Raw genomic sequence first — 18,583 nt, 5'->3', positions numbered from 1 at the left:
GGGGCGGGCGGCGGTGGCAGCCGTTGCCGCCGCCCGCCCTCCCGGGCTCCACAGAGTTCTCCAGTACCACCGTTTCCAGGGAGCTGTTGTCCATGAACCCCCAGGCCCCGGTTTACGTTCGCGCCGAAGACGACGCCTGGCTGACCGTGGTGTACTACCACTTCCACGCCTGGAGCGGTCGCCGTCCTTTCTGGGCCGGGCTGTTCACGCTCCTCGGCGGCTTCCCGATCGCGTACTTCCCGTACGCGGACCTGCGCCTGGGAAACATCAGCCTCGCCATGGCCACCACCGGCGGCGCGGGCGCACTGATCATCGGTGTCCTGCTGATCACGCTGGGCCTGGCCCTCTGGTTCCAGCAGGCCATCCGGGTCTTCGCGGGAGTCGCCGCGATCCTGCTGGCCCTGGTGTCCCTCCCGGTCTCCAACCTCGGCGGCTTCTTCATCGGCTTCACCCTCTCGCTCATCGGCGGCGCCCTCGCGCTGGCCTGGGTGCCCGGGCAGCCGGCCGCGGAAGCCCCGGCGGACGGGTATCCCGCGTACGCGGGGAAGACGGAAGCGCCGGCGGGCCCCCAGGGCATCCCGGGTCCCCGTGAGACGGAAACGGCACACGCGAGCGAGACGACTGCCCACGCCGATGGCGGGAGGAACAGTGCGGGGTGACGAGACGCAGCGGGGCGCGGCCCCCAGCGCAGAGTCCCGTGAGAGCAAGGGTCCGCGGCACGCGGCGCCCAGGAAGTCGCTGCTGAACAAGTTGCAGATACCCGTCGGCAAGACGATGGCGCTGGCGGCCATGCCGACCGCCGTGTTCGTCGGGATGGGCATGGCGCCGAAGCTGGCGGCGGCCGACGACAAGGAGATCCCCTTCGCTCCCGGTCCGTGCGTGACGCGGTCCGACGAGCCGGCGCAGTCCCCGTCGCCGTCCCCCTCGAAGACGCCGTCGCCCAGCACCTCGCCGAGCGCGAGCCCCTCGCCCTCCGCGTCCACGTCCGTGCAGCCCAAGGCCAAGCCCGGGGCGGGCACCAGCCCCTCGCCCGCGGCGGACACGTCCGCCCCGGCCGGGAACGGGAAGACGAAACCGGCGGCCGCCCCCTCGACGGCCAAGCCGACCAAACCGGCCGACCCGCTGGACCCGTTGGGCGTCGGCGACAAGATCGGCGCGTTCTTCGACGAGCTCGGCAGGCCGCTGCGGGAGGCCCGGGAGAAGGCGGACCGGACGCCCGCCCCGACCCCCACGCCGAGCACCTCGAAGACCCCGGACCCGGCGGCGGACGCGATCCGCGACGCTGCCAAGCGGGCCGGAGCCGAGGTCGAGGAGCTGTCCGACGAGGTCAAGGACACCGAGAAGAACCCGAAGGACGAGACGGGCGCCAAGGGCGAGGAGAATCCGAAGACCGACCCGAAGGCCGACCCGGCGGCCGGGGACGAGGACGAGGGCGACGACGAGGCCACCGCCGACCCGGAGGCGACGAAGGACGCGGACGGGAAGGAACCCTTCCCCTGTCCGACCTACGACGCCAAGGCCCTGGCCGACGCCGACCTGGAGCAGGGCATCCCGCTCCTGCCGGACCAGCCCTGGTACCTGGACAGTTCGCTGCTGACCCTCTACGGCCTGGACTACCACGGCATCGTGGAGGTGAAGACGGCGGGCGGGAAGACCAAGAAGGTCCTCAAGTTCACCGCCGACTCGCTGGACATCAAGGACCTGTACCAGACGGTCGGCAAGGAGGGGAACGTCGCCCACCTGAAGTCCCGTCCCGGCTCCACGTCCAAGATCCGCGGCGGCACGGTGACGATGTACACCGAGAGCCTCAAGGGCAACCTGTTCGGGCTGATCCCGATCGAGTTCACCCCGAACAGCCCGCCGCCGCTGAACGTCCCCTTCGCGTTCTTCACGAGCGTCAAGGTCGTCCAGGCCGGCCAGTTCGGCGGCACGCTCACCGTCCCGGGCCTCAAGAACTACATCGGGCCGCCGGAGTAGCGACGGCCTCCGCGCCGCACCGGCCCGGCACGCTACGGCACGGCACGGCACGCACCGAGGGCGGCACCCCGAGTGGATCGGGGCGCCGCCCTCGGTCTCTGTGCGGCAGAGTCGTGCAGGTCGTGCGGGTCGTGCGGGTCGTGCAGGTCGTGCGGTCGTGCGCTGCGTGCGGCGCGGATCAGGCGCGCGCGTCGCCGCCCAGGTGGTGGACCCGGACCATGTTGGTGGTGCCCGGGACGCCGGGGGGCGAGCCGGCCGTGATGATCATGGTGTCGCCCTGGCCGTAGCGGCCGAGCTTGAGGAGCTCCGCGTCCACCAGGTCGACCATGGCGTCGGTGTTGTCCACGTGGGGGACCACGTACGACTCGACGCCCCAGCTCAGGGTGAGCTGGTTGCGGGTGCCCGGGTCGGTGGTGAAGGCGAGGATCGGCTGGCTCGCGCGGTAGCGCGAGAGCCGGCGGGCGGTGTCCCCGGACTGGGTGAAGGCGACCAGCGCGGTGGCGCCGAGGAAGTCGGCGATCTCGCAGGCGGCGCGGGCGACGGCGCCGCCCTGGGTGCGCGGCTTCTTGCCCGGGACGAGCGGCTGGAGGCCCTTGGAGAGGAGCTCCTCCTCGGCCGCCGTGACGATCTTCGACATCGTCTTGACGGTCTCGATCGGGTAGGCGCCGACCGAGGACTCGGCCGACAGCATGACCGCGTCCGCACCGTCGAGGATCGCGTTGGCCACGTCGGAGGCCTCCGCGCGCGTCGGGCGCGAGTTGGTGATCATCGACTCCATCATCTGGGTCGCGACGATCACCGGCTTGGCGTTGCGGCGGCACATCTCGATGAGCCGCTTCTGGACCATCGGGACCTTTTCGAGCGGGTACTCGACGGCGAGGTCGCCACGGGCCACCATGACCGCGTCGAAGGCGTCGACGACGGCCTCCATGTTGGCCACGGCCTGCGGCTTCTCCACCTTGGCGATGACGGGGACCCGGCGGCCCTCCTCGTCCATGACCTTGTGGACGTCCTTGACGTCGTTGGCGTCGCGGACGAAGGAGAGGGCGACCATGTCGCAGCCCATCCGCAGGGCGAAGCGGAGGTCGTCGACGTCCTTCTCCGACAGGGCGGGGACGTTGACGGCCGCACCCGGGAGGTTGATGCCCTTGTGGTCCGAGATGACACCGCCCTCGATGACGATGGTCCGCACCCGCGGGCCCTCGATCTCGACGACCCGCAGCTCGACGTTGCCGTCGTTGATCAGGACCTGGTCGCCCTTGGAGACGTCGCCCGGCAGCCCCTTGTAGGTGGTGCCGCAGATGGACTTGTCGCCCGGGACGTCCTCGGTGGTGATGGTGAACTCGTCACCGCGCACCAGCTCGACGGGGCCCTCGGCGAAGGTCTCCAGACGGATCTTCGGGCCCTGGAGGTCGGCCAGGACGCCGACGGCGCGGCCGGTGTCCTCGGACACCTGCCGGACGCGGTCGTACCGCTCCTGGTGCTCTGCCTGGGAGCCGTGGCTGAAGTTGAATCGGGCCACGTTCATACCTGCCTCGATGAGCGCTTTCAGCTGCTCATACGAGTCGACGGCGGGGCCCAGCGTGCAGACGATTTTGGAACGGCGCATGGAGCGGATCCTATCGGTTTGTTTCGTAGCGGAATATTCCGTCTGGTGGAAAGTCCAAGTGACTACTCGGTAACCAGTGCGTACGCCTGGGTGGCGATCTCCAGTTCCTCGTCCGTCGGGACCACGGCCACGGCCACCCGGGCGTACTCCGCCGAGATCAGCCGCGGCTCCGCGGAGCGCACCGCGTTGGCCGCCGGGTCCAGCGCGAGCCCCAGCTCGGCCAGGCCGTCCACCGCAGCCTCGCGGACCTGGTGGGCGTTCTCGCCCACCCCGGCCGTGAACACCACCGCGTCCACCCGCCCGAGGACGGCCGAATAGGCGCCGATGTACTTCTTCAGCCGGTGCACGTACGCCGCGAAGGCGATCGCCGCCGCCTCGTCGCCCTCGCCCGCCCGCCGGAGCACCTCGCGCATGTCGTTGTCCCCGCACATGCCCAGCAGACCGCTCTTCTTGTTCAGGAGCGAATCGATCTCATCCACCGAGAGGCCGCCCACCCGCGCCAGGTGGAAGACGACCGCCGGATCCAGGTCGCCCGAGCGCGTCCCCATCACCAGCCCCTCCAGTGGCGTCAGCCCCATCGAGGTGTCCACGCAGACCCCGCCGCGCACGGCCGACGCCGAGGCGCCGTTGCCCAGGTGCAGGACGATCACGTTGACCTCCTCCGGCGCCCTGCCGAGCAGCGCCGCCGTGGCCCGGGAGACGTAGGCGTGCGAGGTGCCGTGGAAGCCGTACCGCCGGACGGAGTACTTCTCGGCCGTCGCCGCGTCGATGGCGTACCGGGCCGCGTACTCCGGCATCGTCGCGTGGAAGGCGGTGTCGAAGACCGCCACCTGCGGCAGGTCCGCGCGCAGCTCCCGCGCCACCTCGATGCCCGTCACGTTCGCCGGATTGTGCAGCGGGGCCAGCGGGATCAGGCTGCGGATCTCCGCCAGCACCGCGTCGTCGACGACGACCGGCTGCGTGAACTTCGTGCCGCCGTGCACCACCCGGTGCCCCACGGCGGCCAGTTCGGGCGAGTCCAGGCCCATCCCGTCCGCGGCCAGCTCCGCCGCCACGGCCCGCAGGGCGGCCGCGTGGTCGGCGATCGGCCCCTCCTGCTCGCGCCGGCCGCCCGCGGCGCCGGGACCGGCCAGCGGCTCGTGGACGAGGCGGGAGGTGACCTCGCCGATCCGCTCCACCAGGCCCGCGGCGAGACGGGACCGGTCCGCCATGTCGAGGAGCTGGTACTTGACCGACGAGGAGCCGGAGTTGAGGACGAGTACGCGCGATGCGGTCACGGTGGAGGTCTTTCCTTGTCGCGGACGGTGGGACGGTGGGACGGTGGTGCGGCGGGTGCGGCGGGGGCGGCGGGGCGGGAACGGGAGCTCGGAGCGGGCGGGTGGTGCTCAGGCGGTGGCGTCGGCCGGCCGCGGGCCGCCCTGGGCCTGGATCGCGGTGATGGCCACGGTGGTGACGATGTCCTGGACCAACGCGCCGCGCGAGAGGTCGTTGACCGGCTTGCGCAGGCCCTGGAGCACGGGGCCGACCGCGACGGCGCCCGCCGAGCGCTGCACGGCCTTGTACGTGTTGTTGCCCGTGTTCAGGTCGGGGAAGATCAGCACGCTCGCGCGGCCGGCCACCTCCGACCCGGGCAGCTTGGTCGCGGCGACCGAGGGCTCCACGGCCGCGTCGTACTGGATCGGCCCCTCGATCAGCAGGTCCGGGCGCTGCGCGCGGACCAGCTCGGTGGCCCTGCGGACCTTGTCCACGTCGGCGCCCGAGCCCGAGGTGCCCGTCGAGTACGAGAGCATCGCGATCCGCGGTTCGACGCCGAAGGCGGCGGCGGTCGCGGCGGACTGCACGGCGATGTCCGCGAGCTGCTCGGCGTCGGGGTCCGGGTTGACGGCGCAGTCGCCGTAGACCAGGACCTTGTCGGCCAGGCACATGAAGAAGACCGACGAGACGATGGACGCGTCCGGCTTCGTCTTGATGATCTCGAAGGCCGGTCGGATCGTCGCGGCCGTGGAATGGACCGAGCCCGAGACCATGCCGTCGGCCAGGCCCTCCTGCACCATCAGGGTGCCGAAGTAGTTCACGTCGGTGACCACGTCGTTCGCCAGCTCGACGGTCATGCCCTTGTGGGCGCGGGCCGCGGCGTAGTACTCGGCGAAGCGTTCCCGCAGCGGGGAGGTCGCCGGGTCGATCAGCTGCGCCGCCGAGATGTCGAGCCCGAGGTCGGCGGCCTTCTTCAGGATCGCCGGCTCCTCGCCCAGCAGGGTGAGGTCGCAGACCCCGCGCCGCAGCACCACGTCGGCCGCGCGCAGCACCCGCTCCTCGGTGCCCTCGGGCAGCACCACCCGGCGGCGCTCGGCCCGGGCCCGCTCCAGCAGCTCGTGCTCGAACATCATCGGCGTGACCCGCTCCGAACGGGCCACCGACAGCAGGTCCCGCAGCTCGCCGGTGTCCACGTGCCGCTCGAACAGGCCGAGGGCGGTCTCCAGCTTGCGCGGGGTGGCCGAGTTCAACCTGCTCTGCAGCGAGAAGAGTTCGGCGGCGGTCGGGAAGCTGTTCCCGGCGACCGACACCACGGGCGTGCCCGGCGCCAGCTTCGAGGCCAGCGTCAGCACCGCCCGTGTCGGCCGCTCGTTCAGGGTCAGCAGCACGCCGGCGATCGGCGGGGTGCCCGAGGTGTGCGCGGCCAGCGCGCCCACGACCAGGTCGGAGCGGTCCCCGGGGGTGACGACCAGGCAGCCGGGGGTCAGGGCGGCGAGGAAGTTCGGCAGCATCGCGCCGCCGAAGACGAAGTCGAGCGCGTCGCGGGCCAGCCCGGCCTCGTCGCCCAGGAGCACCTCGCCGCCGAGCGCCCTGGTGATCTGGGCGACGGTCGGGGCGGACAGCGACTTGTCGTCCGGCAGCACGTAGCAGGGCACCGGGAGACGGGCGGCCAGCCGCTCGGCTATCAGGTCGCGGTCCTCGGCGGCGACCCGGTTGACGACCATCGCGACGACGTGGCAGCCCAGGCTCTCGTACGCGCGGTACGCGTTGCGTGCCTCGGCGCGCACGGCCTCCGCCGGGTGCTTGGTCCCGCCCACCACGGGCACGACGACCGCGCCCAGCTCGTTGGCGAGCCGGGCGTTGAGCGCCAGCTCGTCGGGGAGGTTGGTGTCGGCGTAGTCGGTGCCGAGGACCAGCATGACCTCGTAGTCCCGCGCCACCCGGTGGTAGCGGTCGACGAGCCGGGAGACCAGTTCGTCGGTACCCTTCTCCGCCAGGATCGAGGAGGCCTCGTCGTACTCCATGCCGTAGGCCGTCGCGGCGTCCTGCTCGATCCGGTACCGGGCCTTCAGCAGGTCGAAGAGGCGGTCGGGCCCGTCGTGGAGCAAGGGCCGGTACACGCCGACCCGGGCCGTCTGCCGGGTCAGCAGCTCCATGATCCCCAGCTCGACGACCTGCCGGCCGTCCCCCCGCTCGATACCGGTCACGTACACGCTGCGCGTCACGCGTGCTCTCCGTCCCTGTCTGTGGCTGGTCTGTCCGACTGCGGCCGCGGGCTCCGCTCCCCCCGCGGCGGGGGCGGGTCTACGATGCGATTGACCCGGTTGATACGGTCTTGCCCCCTTGACAATACCTCTGTGGATGGATAGGGCGCCCGCCGGAACAAGGCCCCTTCCCGAGGGGTCCAAAGGCCCTGCGCGCGGCGCGGCACACCGCGCACCGCACCCCCGGCGCATGGAACAATCGGACACGCTTCACCCATACGCCCTTCATCTGTACGGCCGTCCGCCCGCACGCGCACGGCCAGGTACGACCAGGAGCAGGAGACACAGCACGATGCGTATCGGAGTTCTCACCGCAGGCGGCGACTGCCCGGGCCTCAACGCTGTCATCCGCTCGGTCGTCCACCGGGCCGTGGTCGGCCACGGGGACGAGGTCATCGGGTTCGAAGACGGTTTCAAGGGTCTGCTCGACGGCAATTTCCGTTCGCTCGACATCAACGCCGTCAGTGGCATCCTGGCCCGCGGCGGCACGATCCTCGGGTCGGCCCGCATGGAGCGCGCCCGCCTCCACGAGGCCGCGGAGAACGCGCAGGAGCTGGCCCGGCGCTACGGCATCGACGCTCTCATTCCCATCGGCGGCGAAGGCACGCTCACCGCGTCCCGCATGCTGTCGGACGCGGGGATGCCCGTGGTCGGCGTGCCGAAGACCATCGACAACGACATCTCCTCCACCGACCGCACCTTCGGCTTCGACACCGCCGTCATGGTCGCCACCGAGGCCATCGACCGCCTCAAGACCACCGCCGAGTCCCACCAGCGCGTCATGGTCGTCGAGGTCATGGGCCGCCACGCGGGCTGGATCGCCCTGGAGTCCGGCATGGCCGGCGGCGCCCACGGGATCTGCCTGCCGGAGCGCCCCTTCGAGGTGGACGCCCTGGTGAAGATGGTCGAGGAGCGCTTCGCCCGCGGCAAGAAGTTCGCCGTCGTCTGCGTCGCCGAGGGCGCGCACCCGGCCGAGGGCTCCATGCCGTACGAGAAGGGCGCGATCGACCAGTACGGCCACGAGCGCTTCGCGGGCATCGGCAACCGCCTCGCCGTCGAGCTGGAGCGGCGCCTGGGCAAGGAGGCCCGTCCGGTCATCCTCGGTCACGTCCAGCGCGGCGGCACCCCCACCGCCTACGACCGCGTCCTCGCCACCCGCTTCGGCTGGCACGCCGTCGAGGCCGTCCACCGCGGCGCCTTCGGCAACATGACCGCCCTGCGCGGCACCGAGATCGTGATGGCCCCGCTGGCCCAGGCGGTCACCGAGCTCAAGACCGTCCCCGAGGACCGGATGTACGAGGCCGAGTCGGTCTTCTAGCCCTCCGGCGCCGGGACCCGAGCCCCGGCCGGCCGGGACCTCCGGCCCCACCTGGCCGGTCGAACGGCCCCGCTCCCGCCCCGCCCGGGGACGGCGCGGGGCCCTCGTGCGCCCGGCCCCGGCCCGTCCGGTGTGTCCTACGCCGCACCGCCGGCCAGGGCCCAGAAGCGGTCCACGATTCCGGCGAGGAACTCCCGGCCCGCGTCGCCCCGCGCGGCCGACCCCTCGCCGCCGCCCCAGCTCAGGGTCGCCACCATCCGCGACTGGTACTCGCCGTGCAGCCGCTCCAGCACCCGCTCCAGGTGCGGCCGCGGGATCGGCAGCAGCTTGGACAGCGGCTTGCCGTAGGCCTGCCAGCGCGTGGTGACCGCGCTGCGCAGCAGCTCGGCGAGTTCCTCCTCCTTGCCGGTGGCCGCCACGAACTGGGCCAGCGACAGCCCCAACACCAGGGTCAGGGCCGCGGACTGCCGTTCGTTGCCCTTCCAGCGGCCGGCGTCCTCCATCTTCTGGTAGGCGTTCGGCTCCACCCCGACCCGCCGGGCCAGGTCCTCCGGGCTCAGCCCCCGGGCGATCCGGTGCTCCCGCAGGGTGACCGGCTCGGCGAGCAGCTCCCCCGGGGAACACCACAGGACACCGGCGAGCGCCGTCAGCTCGGTCGAGGAGGGCGAAATCTCGCCACGTTCCCACGCCATGACGGTCTCGGGCGCGACGAGCAATCCGTACTGGGCGCGCAGGCCGTAGGCGACGTGGCCGGGCGCCATGCCCAGGGCCGCGCGCAGGCGACGCGCGGCGGGGGCATTGAAAGGGGGGCTGGAGTGCACAGGGCACACCGTAGGAGTGGCTGGGCTGCTGCGCCTACAGACCAAACAAACAAGCCCATAACTCGTAGGAACGTACGAGAGGGTTAAGGGCATTCGTCGGGATTCCGGGCGACTGTCCGGTAATCGGGCGGAGCCCCCGATCTGCTCTCGCCGTACGGTTTCAGCCAGCGCCCCCGAACGCAAGCCCGCGGCGCCCGCCACCCGCGCGAACCGGCCATCGCGCCGGCCCTTGCCTTGACGTCGACGTCAACCCGTACGGTCGTTCCCATGCGCATCGGCGAACTGGCGGCGCGGGCCGGGACCAGCACCCGCACCCTGCGGTACTACGAATCGCGGGGGCTGCTGACCGCCCGGCGGTCGGGCAACGGCCACCGCACCTACGACGAGGACGACCTGCGGCTGCTGCGGCAGATCCGCACCCTGCGGGACTTCGGCTTCGAGCTGGAGGAGACGCGGCCCTTCGTGGACTGCCTGCGGGCCGGACACCCGTCCGGCGACTCCTGTCCCGCCTCGCTCGCGGTCTACCGCCGCAAGCTCGCCGAGCTGGACGGCCTCATCGGCCAGCTGTCCGCCGTACGGGACCACGTGGCCCACCAGCTGTCCGCCGCCGAAGGGCCGGCCGCGCACCCGCGGGCCCCGGCCCCGCGCTGCGACATGACCGGATGACGCCGTACGGCGCCGCCCGGGCGCGCACGACCACCCATGACGACGACGGAAAGAGGGACGCGACATGAAGGCCCAGGGTGTGGACCAGGTGACCGACGCGGAGTTCGGGGCCGCGGTGCTCGGCGAGCGGGACCGGCCGGTCCTGGTGGAGTTCACGGCGGACTGGTGCGGCCCCTGCCGCCAGCTCGCCCCGGTGCTCTCCGCCGTCGCGGCCGAGGAGGCGGACCGGCTCAAGGTCGTCCGGATCGACGCGGACACCAACCCCGACACCGTCACCCGGTACGGAGTGCTGTCCCTGCCGGCTCTGATCGTCTTCAAGGACGGCGAGCCCGTACGGCAGATGGTCGGGGCCCGCCCCAAGCGCAGGCTGCTCCAGGAGCTGGCGGAGCACCTGGCGCCGGCCACCGCCTGAACCGCGGCCGGCGGGCCCGGACCGCGCCGGTCCGGACCCGCCCGCCCGCTACGGCCGGAACCAGAGGGTGGCCAGCGGCGGCAGCGTCAGCCGCAGGCTCGCCGCCCGCCCCTGCGCCGGGACCGGCTCCGGTCGCAGCGGCGCCGTGTGGTGGATGCCGCTGCCGCCGTACGCCGCCAGGTCGGTGTTGAGGACCTCCCGCCACAGCGGGACCTCCTCCGGGACCCCGAGCCGGTAGCCGTGCCGCACCACCGGCGAGAAGTTCGACACCGCGAGCAGCGGCGAGCCGTCCCCGGCGAAGCGCAGGAACGCGAAGACGTTGTCCTCCGCCGCGTCCCCCTCCACCCAGGCGAAGCCCTCCGGGACGCTGTCCCGCTCCCACAGCGCGGGCGCCGCCGCGTACGTGCGGTTCAGGTCGCGCACGAGGTCGCGCACGCCCCGGTGGTCGTCCGCCGCCGGGTAGGAGGTGTCCAGCAGCCACCAGTCCGGCCCGTACGCCTCCGACCACTCCGAGCCCTGCGCGAACTCCTGCCCCATGAAGAGCAGTTGCTTGCCCGGGTGGGCCCACATGAACCCCAGGTACGCCCGGTGCGCGGCCCGCTTCTGCCACCAGTCCTCCCCGGGCATCTTCGACACCAGCGAGGCCTTGCCGTGCACCACCTCGTCGTGCGAGATCGGCAGCACGTAGTTCTCGCTGAACGCGTAGACCATCCCGAAGGTCATGTCGTGGTGGTGGTACTTGCGGTGCACCGGCTCCTTCGACATGTAGCGCAGGGTGTCGTGCATCCACCCCATGTTCCACTTCAGTCCGAAGCCGAGCCCGCCCGCGTCCGTCGGCCGGGTCACCCCGTTCCACGCCGTGGACTCCTCCGCGATCGTCACCACGCCCGGGCAGCGCCGGTAGACGGTCGCGTTCATCTCCTGGAGCAGCGCCACCGCGTCCAGGTTCTCCCGCCCGCCGTGCTCGTTGGGCGTCCACTGGCCCTCGGTGCGCGAGTAGTCGAGGTAGAGCATCGAGGCCACCGCGTCCACCCGCAGGCCGTCCACGTGGAACTGCTCGCACCAGTACACGGCGTTGGCGACGAGGAAGTTGCGGACCTCCTTGCGGCCGTAGTCGAACTCCAGCGTCCCCCAGTCCGGGTGCGCCGCCCGCTGCGGGTCCTGGTGCTCGTACAGCGGCCGGCCGTCGAACTCGGCCAGCGCCCACTCGTCGCGCGGGAAGTGCGCGGGCACCCAGTCGACGATCACCCCGATCCCGGCCCGGTGCAGCGCATCGACCAGGTGGCGGAAGTCGTCCGGGGAGCCCATCCGCGAGGTCGGCGCGTAGAACCCGGTGACCTGGTAGCCCCACGAGCCGCCGAAGGGGTGCTCGGCGACCGGCATCAGCTCCACGTGCGTGAAGCCGAGCTCCTTGACGTACGCCGGCAGCTGCTCGGCGAGCTGGCGGTAGGACAGGCCGGGCCGCCAGGACGCCAGGTGCAGCTCGTACACCGAGAAGGGCGCCTCGTGCGGCGGCCGGGCCCCGCGCGCCGCCATCCACTCGGCGTCGCGCCACTCGTAGGCGGAGGCGGTGACCACCGAGGCGGTGGCCGGCGGGACCTCGGCGGCCCGGGCCATCGGGTCGGCGCGCAGGGTGTGGCTGCCGTCGGGGCGCGTGATGTCGTACTTGTACAGCGTGCCGACGCCGACGCCGGGCAGGAACAGCTCCCACACGCCGCTCGACCCGAGCGAGCGCATCGGGTAGGCGACCGAGTCCCAGTACGAGAAGTCGCCCGAGACCCGCACCCCCTGGGCGTTCGGCGCCCAGACCGTGAAGCGGGTGCCGGCCACCCCCTGGTGCTCCATCGGCTCGGAGCCCAGCGCCGTCCACAGCTGCTCGTGCCGGCCCTCGCCGATCAGGTGCAGGTCCAGTTCGCCCAGGGCCGGCAGGAACCGGTACGGGTCGTGGACCTCGATCTCGTCGCTGTCGTAGGCCACCAGCAGCCGGTAGTCCGGCACCCCGGAGAGCGGGAACAGGCCCGAGAACAGGCCGTCCCCGTCGTCGTGGAGCTCGGCCCGCAGCCCCTTCGCGACCACGGTGACCGCCTTGGCGTACGGGCGCAGCACGCGGAAGGAGACCCCGCCGCGCTGGGCGCGGGCGCCCAGGACCGCGTGCGGATCGTGGTGGCGGCCCTCCAGCAGCCGGGCCCGCTCCTCGGCCCCCAGCGGGGACGCCGGCCGCACCCCGTGCGCGGGGTCGGCCCGACGGGCCCGGGGGGTACGGGGCTTCCTCGCGGCCGCGGCCGGGGCCGCTGCTTCGTCGCGGACGGTCGGTGACGGCTGTCGTGCGGCGCTCACGCGAGCGGCCTCCTCGGGGGCTTCTGATGGGGGTGGGGGGAGAGGGCGCCCGGTACGGGGGGAGCGGGCGGCATGCGGTGGGCGGGACGGACCGGCTCGGACAGCCGCCGGATCGCGGCCATCGGGACGTGCAGCCAGTCGGGGCGGTGCCGGAACTCGTAGCGGGCCTCGTAGACCGCCTTGTCGGTCTCGTACGCGCGCAGCAGGACGGGGTCCTCGCGCGGGTCGCGGCCGGTGGTGCGGGCGTAGCCCTCGCAGAAGGCCGCCCGGCAGTCGTCCGCCCAGGCGGGGGCGAACGGCCGGTGGGAACGGGCTGCGTAGTCGAACGAGCGCAGTATCCCGGCGATGTCGCGCACCGCCGGTTCGGGACGGCGCCGGTCGGCCAGCGGCCGGGCCGGCTCGCCCTCGAAGTCGATCAACGACCAGGAGCCGTCGAGGGTGCGCAGGGTCTGCCCCAGATGGAGGTCCCCGTGGATCCGCTGGGCCGGCACCCCGGCCCCGCGGGAGGCGGCCAGCGCGTCGAAGGCACCGCGCAGCCCGGCCTCGTAGGGCCGCAGCGCGGGCACCTCCCGGGCCGTGGCGGCCAGCCGCGCCGTCATCCCCGCGGCCAGCCGGGCGGTCTGCTCCGGACCGAGGGCGACGGTGGGCAGGGCGGAGGCCAGCGCACTGTGCACCTCGGCGGTGGCCCGGCCCAGCGCGTGCGCCTCCGTCGTGAAGTCGGCCCCGGCGCCGAGCCGGCGCAGCGCGAGCTGCCAGCCGTCGTCCGAGCCGCGCAGGTAGGGCTGGAGCACGCCCAGGGTCAGCGGTTCGCTGCCGGGCAGCTCCGCCTCGTACCAGGCGACGGGCGCCGGGACGCGGGCGCAGCCGGCGGCGGCCAGCGCCCGCGGCAGCTCCAGGTCCGGGTTGACCCCGGGGCCGACCCGGCGGAACACCTTCAGGATGAACGAATCTCCGTAGATGAGCGAGGAGTTCGTCTGCTCCCCGGACAGCGGCCGGGGGGTGAGGCCCGCGGGCACGGGTGCGTCCGGATCGCGGTCGAAACGGAGCGGGCCGAGGGTGCCGGGGGAGCGCAGCCGCTCCAGCAGCATCGCGGCGAGCCGGGGATCGCCCAGCGCCTCGTAGACCGCCCGGCCCGCGTACGGGCCCTCCTCGGCGCGGCCGATCAGCGCGGGCACGAGGGCGGGGGGCAGGGAGGGCCTGATCCCCAGCAGCAGTTGGTAGCAGTCCCCGTCGACGTCGAGGAGCAGGTGGAGCAGGCCGGGCGTGGAGCCCGGCGGCAGCAGCTCGGCGGCCGAGACGGCCCGCAGCCTGCTGATGGCGCGGCCCTTGCCCGCGAACCAGCGTTGTGCGGGCAGCCAGGCCCGCAGCATCGGTTCCAGCGGGCCGATCCCGGCGGCCCGGTCGGCCGTCAGCCGGCTCCGGGCGGATGCAGCCTCCGACATGGCGTCGCGTCCTTTCCCCGGGCCGTCACAGAATGCGCAGATTGTCCCGGATGTGCGTCAGTTGCTTCTCCGGCATGTGCGTGTGTCGGGTCAGGATGGTCCGTACAGGGGCGGGCGATTGACCCATTCGGTGCTGCCCGCCCCGTACCCGGCTACTTCTCGGTGCGCGCGGTGGTGCGCGGTGCGATGCGCGGTGCGGTGCGCGTCTCGTTCCTGAGCCTGAACCAGTAGAAGCCGTGGCCCGCCAGGGTCAGCAGGTACGGCCACTCGCCGATCGGCGGGAAGCGCACGTCACCCGTGAGCTCCACCGGGACCCGCCCGTTGAACGACCGCAGATCGAGCTCGGTGGGCTGCGCGAAGCGCGAGAAGTTGTGCACGCACAGCACCAGGTCGTCCCCGTACTCGCGCAGGAACGCGAGGACCGCCGGGTTCGACGACGGCAGTTCGGTGTACGAGCCGAGTCCGAAAGCGGGGTTCGCCTTGCGGACTTCGATCATCCGGCGGGTCCAGTGCAGCAGCGACGAGGGCGACGCCATGGCCGCTTCGACGTTGGTGACCTGGTACCCGTGGACCGGGTCCATGATGACCGGCAGGTTCAGCCTGCCCGGATCGCAGGAGGAGAAACCGGCATTGCGGTCCGGCGTCCACTGCATGGGCGTGCGCACGCCGTCGCGGTCGCCGAGCCAGATGTTGTCGCCCATGCCGATCTCGTCGCCGTAGTACAGCACCGGCGAACCGGGCAGCGACAGCAGGAGCGCGGTGAACAGCTCCATCTGGTTGCGGTCGTTGTCCAGGAGCGGGGCGAGCCGGCGCCGGATGCCGATGTTGGCCCGCATGCGCGGGTCCTTGGCGTATTCGGCGTACATGTAGTCGCGCTCTTCGTCGGTGACCATTTCGAGGGTGAGCTCGTCGTGGTTGCGCAGGAAGATGCCCCACTGGCAGCGCTCCGGGATCGCCGGGGTCTTGGCCAGGATTTCGGAGACGGGGTAGCGAGACTCCCGGCGCACGGCCATGAAGATGCGCGGCATGACGGGGAAGTGGAACGCCATGTGGCACTCGTCCCCGCCCTTGGAGAAGTCGCCGAAGTAGTCGACGACGTCCTCGGGCCACTGGTTCGCCTCGGCGAGCAGCACGGTGTCCGGGTAGTGCGCGTCGATCTCGGCCCGGACCCGCTTGAGGAGGGTGTGGGTGCGCGGCAGGTTCTCGCAGTTGGTGCCCTCCTCGGCGTAGAGGTAGGGCACGGCGTCCAGGCGGAAGCCGTCGATGCCGAGGTCGAGCCAGAAGCGGAGCGCGGAGACGATCTCCTCCACCACGGCCGGGTTCTCGTAGTTGAGGTCCGGCTGGTGCGAGAAGAAGCGGTGCCAGTAGTACTGCTTGCGTACGGGGTCGTACGTCCAGTTCGAGGACTCGGTGTCGACGAAGATGATGCGGGCGTCCTGGTACTGCTTGTCGTTGTCGGCCCACATGTAGTAGTCGCCGTACGGCCCCTCCGGGTCCTTGCGCGACTGCTGGAACCACTCGTGCTGGTCGCTCGTGTGGTTCATGACGAAGTCGATGATCACCCGCATGCCGCGCTGGTGCGCGGCGTCCACGAACTCCACGAAGTCGGCGAGGTCGCCGAATTCGGGCAGCACGGAGGTGTAGTCGGAGACGTCGTAGCCCCCGTCGCGGAGGGGCGAGGCGAAGAACGGGGGCAGCCAGAGGCAGTCGACGCCGAGCCACTGGAGGTAGTCCAGCTTGGCGGTGAGGCCCTGGAGGTCCCCCACGCCGTCGCCGTTGCTGTCGTGGAAGGAGCGGACGAGGACCTCGTAGAAGACGGCCCGCTTGAACCAGTCGGGATCGCGGTCCTTGGCGGGGGTGTCCTCGAAGAGGTCGTGGACGGGATCGTTGATCATCATGTGATGGGTGACCCTCCGGTGGGCGGGGACGGTCGCAGAGCGGCCAGCACGTGCGCGGGCGTACGGCCCGGCTCTAGGCGCACGTAGTTCGCCCTGCCCCAGTGATAGGTCTCGCCGGTGAGCTCGTCGCGCACCGCGAGGGACCCGTGCCAGTCGAGGCCGAGTACCGGCATGTCCAACGAGACCGTCGCCTCCTGGGTGTGGTGCGGATCGAGGTTGACGACCACCAGTACGGAATTGGCTCCCGCGTGCTTCGAATAGGCGATCACTTGTTCGTTGTCGGTCGAATGGAAGTGGATGTCGCGCAGCTGCTGGAGGGCCGGGTTGCGCCGGCGCATGCGGTTCAGCGCCGTGATCAGCGGGGCGATGGTGCGGCCCTCGCGCTCGGCGGCGGCCCAGTCGCGTGGCCTGAACTCGTACTTCTCCGAATGCAGGTACTCCTCGCTGCCCTCGCGCACCGGGGTGTTCTCGCAGAGCTCGTAGCCCGCGTAGACGCCCCAGGTGGGGGAGAGGGTGGCGGCGAGCACCGCCCGCACCTCGAAGGCCGGGCGACCGCCGTGCTGAAGGTACCCGTGCAGGATGTCCGGGGTGTTGACGAAGAAATTCGGCCGCATGACGGAGGCGGACCGGGTCCCGGAGAGCTCGGTCAGGTACTCGGTGAGCTCGGCCTTGGTGTTGCGCCAGGTGAAGTACGTGTACGACTGCTGGAAGCCCACGGCGGCCAGCGCGCGCATCATCGCCGGACGGGTGAACGCCTCCGCCAGGAAGATCACGTCCGGGTCCGACTTGTTGATGTCCGCGATCACCTTCTGCCAGAAGACGACAGGCTTGGTGTGCGGATTGTCGACGCGGAAGATCCGGACGCCGTGCTCCATCCAGTGCCGCAGGATGCGCACCGTCTCCCGCACGAGGCCGGCCATGTCCGTGTCGAAGTGGATCGGGTAGATGTCCTGGTACTTCTTCGGCGGGTTCTCGGCGTACGCGATCGTGCCGTCGGCGCGGTGGCGGAACCACTCCGGGTGCTTCTCCACCCAGGGGTGGTCCGGCGAGCACTGGAGCGCGAAGTCCAGCGCGATCTCCAGGTCCAGCTCGCGGGCGCGCGCGACGAAGGCGTCGAAGTCCTCGATCGTGCCGAGGTCCGGGTGGACGGCGTCGTGCCCGCCCTCCGTCGAGCCGATGGCCCACGGCACGCCCGGATCCCAACTCCCCGCGGACAGGGTGTTGTTCGGGCCCTTGCGGTAGGTGGACCCGATCGGGTGGACGGGCGGCAGGTACACCACGTCGAAGCCCATCGCGGCGACCGCCGGCAGCCGCTCGGCGGCGGTCCGGAACGTGCCGCTGACCGGCGCCTCGCCCGGCACCACCACGGCCCCCTCGGACCGGGGGAAGAGCTCGTACCAGGAGCCGAAGAGGGCCCGCTTGCGCTCGACCAGCAGCGCCAGCGGCTTGGCCGCCGTCACCAGCTCCCGGTACGGGCGCCGGGCGAGCGCGGCGTCGACGGCCGGATCGAGGGCGGCCGCGTACCGCTCGGCGGCCGGCCGGTCCTCGTCCCGCAGGATCTCCGCGGCGGCCAGCACGGCCCCGCGGCCGTCCCGCTTGGGGATCTTCGCGGCGGCCCGCGCGTGCAGCTCGGCGCCCTCCAGCAGCACCAGCCCGGTGTCGATCCCGGCCGGGATCTTGATCGCCGCATGGGCGCGCCAGGTCGCCACCGGGTCGCTCCACGCCTCGACCGTGTACGTCCACCTCCCCTCGACCTCGGCGGACACCCGGGCCCCCCACCGGTCGGTACCGGGGGCGAGCTCGCGCAGGGGCACGGGCGGCCGCAGCCGCCCGCTCGGATCTCGCAGGACGACGTGGGCCGCGACGGCGTCGTGCCCCTCGCGGAACACGGTGGCCGAGATCTCGAAGACCTCGTCCACGACCGCCTTGGCGGGTCTGGCGCCGCAGTCGACGGCGGGGCGGACGTCCAGCACGGGAATGCGACCGATCATGATGGGATCACCTGAAGGCAGTTCGCAGGGCTCGGTGACAACAGGCCAGCCGGAATCACGGCTGGTAGTGCACGCTCTGTTCGCTCTGTTTCTAGCCGCTCGGAAGACGGCTGGGCTGCGGGCATGGCCGCTCCTGTCCGCGTTCACTCGGGTGGCGGGGAAAGGTTGGGGGCGGGTGCGCCGTGCGGGTACCACGGGTACCCGCCGGAGCCCTTCCCACTCTCACCCCGGCCAACCCGGGCGGTCGGTTAACTCCTCGTACGCAGTGAGCACGGAGGACACCAAGGCCGCATGCGGCCCGGCCGACGCACCGTCAGGCCGGTGGGGCTCCCGCCGACCTGCGGGGCGATCCCGTGCGTCCCACCGGTCCCGGGACCCTCGCGGCGGGCCGCGCCCGGCCGGTGGTATCCCTCTCGGTTTCCCCGCAGCGCGCCCCGCATGCCGCCCCCGCACACCTCTGGCCGGTCTTCGACCCCATGGCGAGGGGGCCCCGCCGGAGGCGCCATGGCCGGAAGACGGCCGTCTCGCTAGCCTTCCGGGGGTGATGCGCGGGTGCACAGCGTGGTGCGCCCGCACCGATCGGCAATCCCCTGC

At 72.1% G+C, this 18,583-nt stretch carries 13 protein-coding genes; 5 read left to right on the top strand and 8 right to left on the bottom strand.

The features are described from left to right. The first annotated feature begins 92 nt into the window (after positions 1-92). Together CP968_RS10625 and CP968_RS10620 are read left to right on the top strand one after the other, a co-directional pair. Positions 93-659 (top strand): DUF6114 domain-containing protein, encoded by a 567-nt coding sequence (locus tag CP968_RS10625; protein ID WP_150517783.1) that lies wholly within the window; start codon positions 93-95, stop codon positions 657-659. Continuing rightward, positions 649-1,977 carry a hypothetical protein gene (locus tag CP968_RS10620; RefSeq protein ID WP_150517782.1) on the top strand — a complete coding sequence of 443 codons (1,329 nt, stop codon included), beginning with the start codon at positions 649-651 and terminating at the stop codon, positions 1,975-1,977. Before CP968_RS10625 ends, CP968_RS10620 begins: the two co-directional genes overlap by 11 nt. Positions 1,978-2,155: 178 nt before the next feature. Here the strand turns inward: CP968_RS10620 and pyk are convergent, their stop codons facing one another. The 3 genes from pyk to pta form a co-directional block, all read right to left on the bottom strand. Next, on the bottom strand, positions 2,156-3,586 hold the full coding sequence (gene pyk / locus CP968_RS10615; protein WP_150517781.1) for a pyruvate kinase: 1,431 nt from the start codon (positions 3,584-3,586) through the stop codon (positions 2,156-2,158). Between the two features lie 62 nt (positions 3,587-3,648). Beyond that, positions 3,649-4,863: an acetate kinase gene (locus tag CP968_RS10610; RefSeq protein ID WP_150517780.1), complete on the bottom strand. Its 1,215-nt coding sequence runs from the start codon at positions 4,861-4,863 to the stop codon at positions 3,649-3,651. A 108-nt stretch (positions 4,864-4,971) separates the two neighbouring features. Continuing rightward, entirely contained in the window at positions 4,972-7,065 is a 2,094-nt protein-coding gene (gene pta / locus CP968_RS10605) for a phosphate acetyltransferase (RefSeq protein ID WP_150517779.1), read from the bottom strand. 331 nt (positions 7,066-7,396) lie between these two features. Between pta and CP968_RS10600 the strand changes: the two genes are divergently transcribed. After that, complete coding sequence (locus tag CP968_RS10600) at positions 7,397-8,422, top strand: ATP-dependent 6-phosphofructokinase (protein WP_150517778.1); 1,026 nt, start codon at positions 7,397-7,399, stop codon at positions 8,420-8,422. A gap of 137 nt (positions 8,423-8,559) precedes the next feature. Here CP968_RS10600 and CP968_RS10595 read toward each other — a convergent pair whose 3' ends face one another. Next, positions 8,560-9,252 carry a helix-turn-helix domain-containing protein gene (locus tag CP968_RS10595; RefSeq protein ID WP_229886122.1) on the bottom strand — a complete coding sequence of 231 codons (693 nt, stop codon included), beginning with the start codon at positions 9,250-9,252 and terminating at the stop codon, positions 8,560-8,562. Positions 9,253-9,510: 258 nt separating this feature from the next. Here CP968_RS10595 and CP968_RS10590 point away from each other — a divergent pair, with 258 nt between their 5' ends. Together CP968_RS10590 and trxA are read left to right on the top strand one after the other, a co-directional pair. Continuing rightward, on the top strand, positions 9,511-9,909 hold the full coding sequence (locus tag CP968_RS10590; RefSeq protein ID WP_150517776.1) for a MerR family transcriptional regulator: 399 nt from the start codon (positions 9,511-9,513) through the stop codon (positions 9,907-9,909). 64 nt (positions 9,910-9,973) lie between these two features. After that, positions 9,974-10,321 (top strand): thioredoxin, encoded by a 348-nt coding sequence (trxA, locus tag CP968_RS10585; RefSeq protein WP_150517775.1) that lies wholly within the window; start codon positions 9,974-9,976, stop codon positions 10,319-10,321. A gap of 48 nt (positions 10,322-10,369) precedes the next feature. Here trxA and glgB read toward each other — a convergent pair whose 3' ends face one another. The 4 genes from glgB to CP968_RS10565 all read right to left on the bottom strand — a co-directional run bounded on the left by glgB (position 10,370) and on the right by CP968_RS10565 (position 17,989). Beyond that, a complete protein-coding gene (glgB, locus tag CP968_RS10580; protein ID WP_150517774.1) occupies positions 10,370-12,658 on the bottom strand; it encodes a 1,4-alpha-glucan branching enzyme in 2,289 nt (762 codons plus the stop codon). Beyond that, positions 12,655-14,100, bottom strand: a complete 1,446-nt coding sequence (locus tag CP968_RS10575; RefSeq protein ID WP_150517773.1) for a maltokinase N-terminal cap-like domain-containing protein — start codon at positions 14,098-14,100, stop codon at positions 12,655-12,657. The genes glgB and CP968_RS10575 overlap by 4 nt, the downstream gene beginning before the upstream one ends. A 152-nt stretch (positions 14,101-14,252) precedes the next feature. Then, entirely contained in the window at positions 14,253-15,998 is a 1,746-nt protein-coding gene (treS, locus tag CP968_RS10570; protein ID WP_150517772.1) for a maltose alpha-D-glucosyltransferase, read from the bottom strand. After that, positions 15,995-17,989, bottom strand: coding sequence for an alpha-1,4-glucan--maltose-1-phosphate maltosyltransferase (locus tag CP968_RS10565; RefSeq protein ID WP_150517771.1), 1,995 nt, complete (start codon positions 17,987-17,989; stop codon positions 15,995-15,997). The genes treS and CP968_RS10565 overlap by 4 nt, the downstream gene beginning before the upstream one ends. Between the last annotated feature and the right edge of the window lie 594 nt (positions 17,990-18,583).

This window comes from Streptomyces subrutilus, from assembly GCF_008704535.1.
In the GTDB taxonomy this organism is placed as follows: Bacteria; Actinomycetota; Actinomycetes; order Streptomycetales; family Streptomycetaceae; genus Streptomyces; species Streptomyces subrutilus.
Note: the sequence above shows the minus strand (reverse complement) of the source record. Positions and strands in the feature narration are given on the sequence as shown.

What these genes read in the sequence shown, in the direction of transcription:
- CP968_RS10625 (WP_150517783.1), top strand. Translation starts at nt 93, where the DNA reads ATGAACCCCCAGGCCCCGGTTTACGTTCGCGCCGAAGACGACGCCTGG.
- pyk (WP_150517781.1), bottom strand. Translation starts at nt 3,586, where the DNA reads ATGCGCCGTTCCAAAATCGTCTGCACGCTGGGCCCCGCCGTCGACTCG.
- CP968_RS10600 (WP_150517778.1), top strand. Translation starts at nt 7,397, where the DNA reads ATGCGTATCGGAGTTCTCACCGCAGGCGGCGACTGCCCGGGCCTCAAC.
- CP968_RS10590 (WP_150517776.1), top strand. Translation starts at nt 9,511, where the DNA reads ATGCGCATCGGCGAACTGGCGGCGCGGGCCGGGACCAGCACCCGCACC.
- trxA (WP_150517775.1), top strand. Translation starts at nt 9,974, where the DNA reads ATGAAGGCCCAGGGTGTGGACCAGGTGACCGACGCGGAGTTCGGGGCC.
- CP968_RS10575 (WP_150517773.1), bottom strand. Translation starts at nt 14,100, where the DNA reads ATGTCGGAGGCTGCATCCGCCCGGAGCCGGCTGACGGCCGACCGGGCC.
- treS (WP_150517772.1), bottom strand. Translation starts at nt 15,998, where the DNA reads ATGATGATCAACGATCCCGTCCACGACCTCTTCGAGGACACCCCCGCC.
- CP968_RS10565 (WP_150517771.1), bottom strand. Translation starts at nt 17,989, where the DNA reads ATGATCGGTCGCATTCCCGTGCTGGACGTCCGCCCCGCCGTCGACTGC.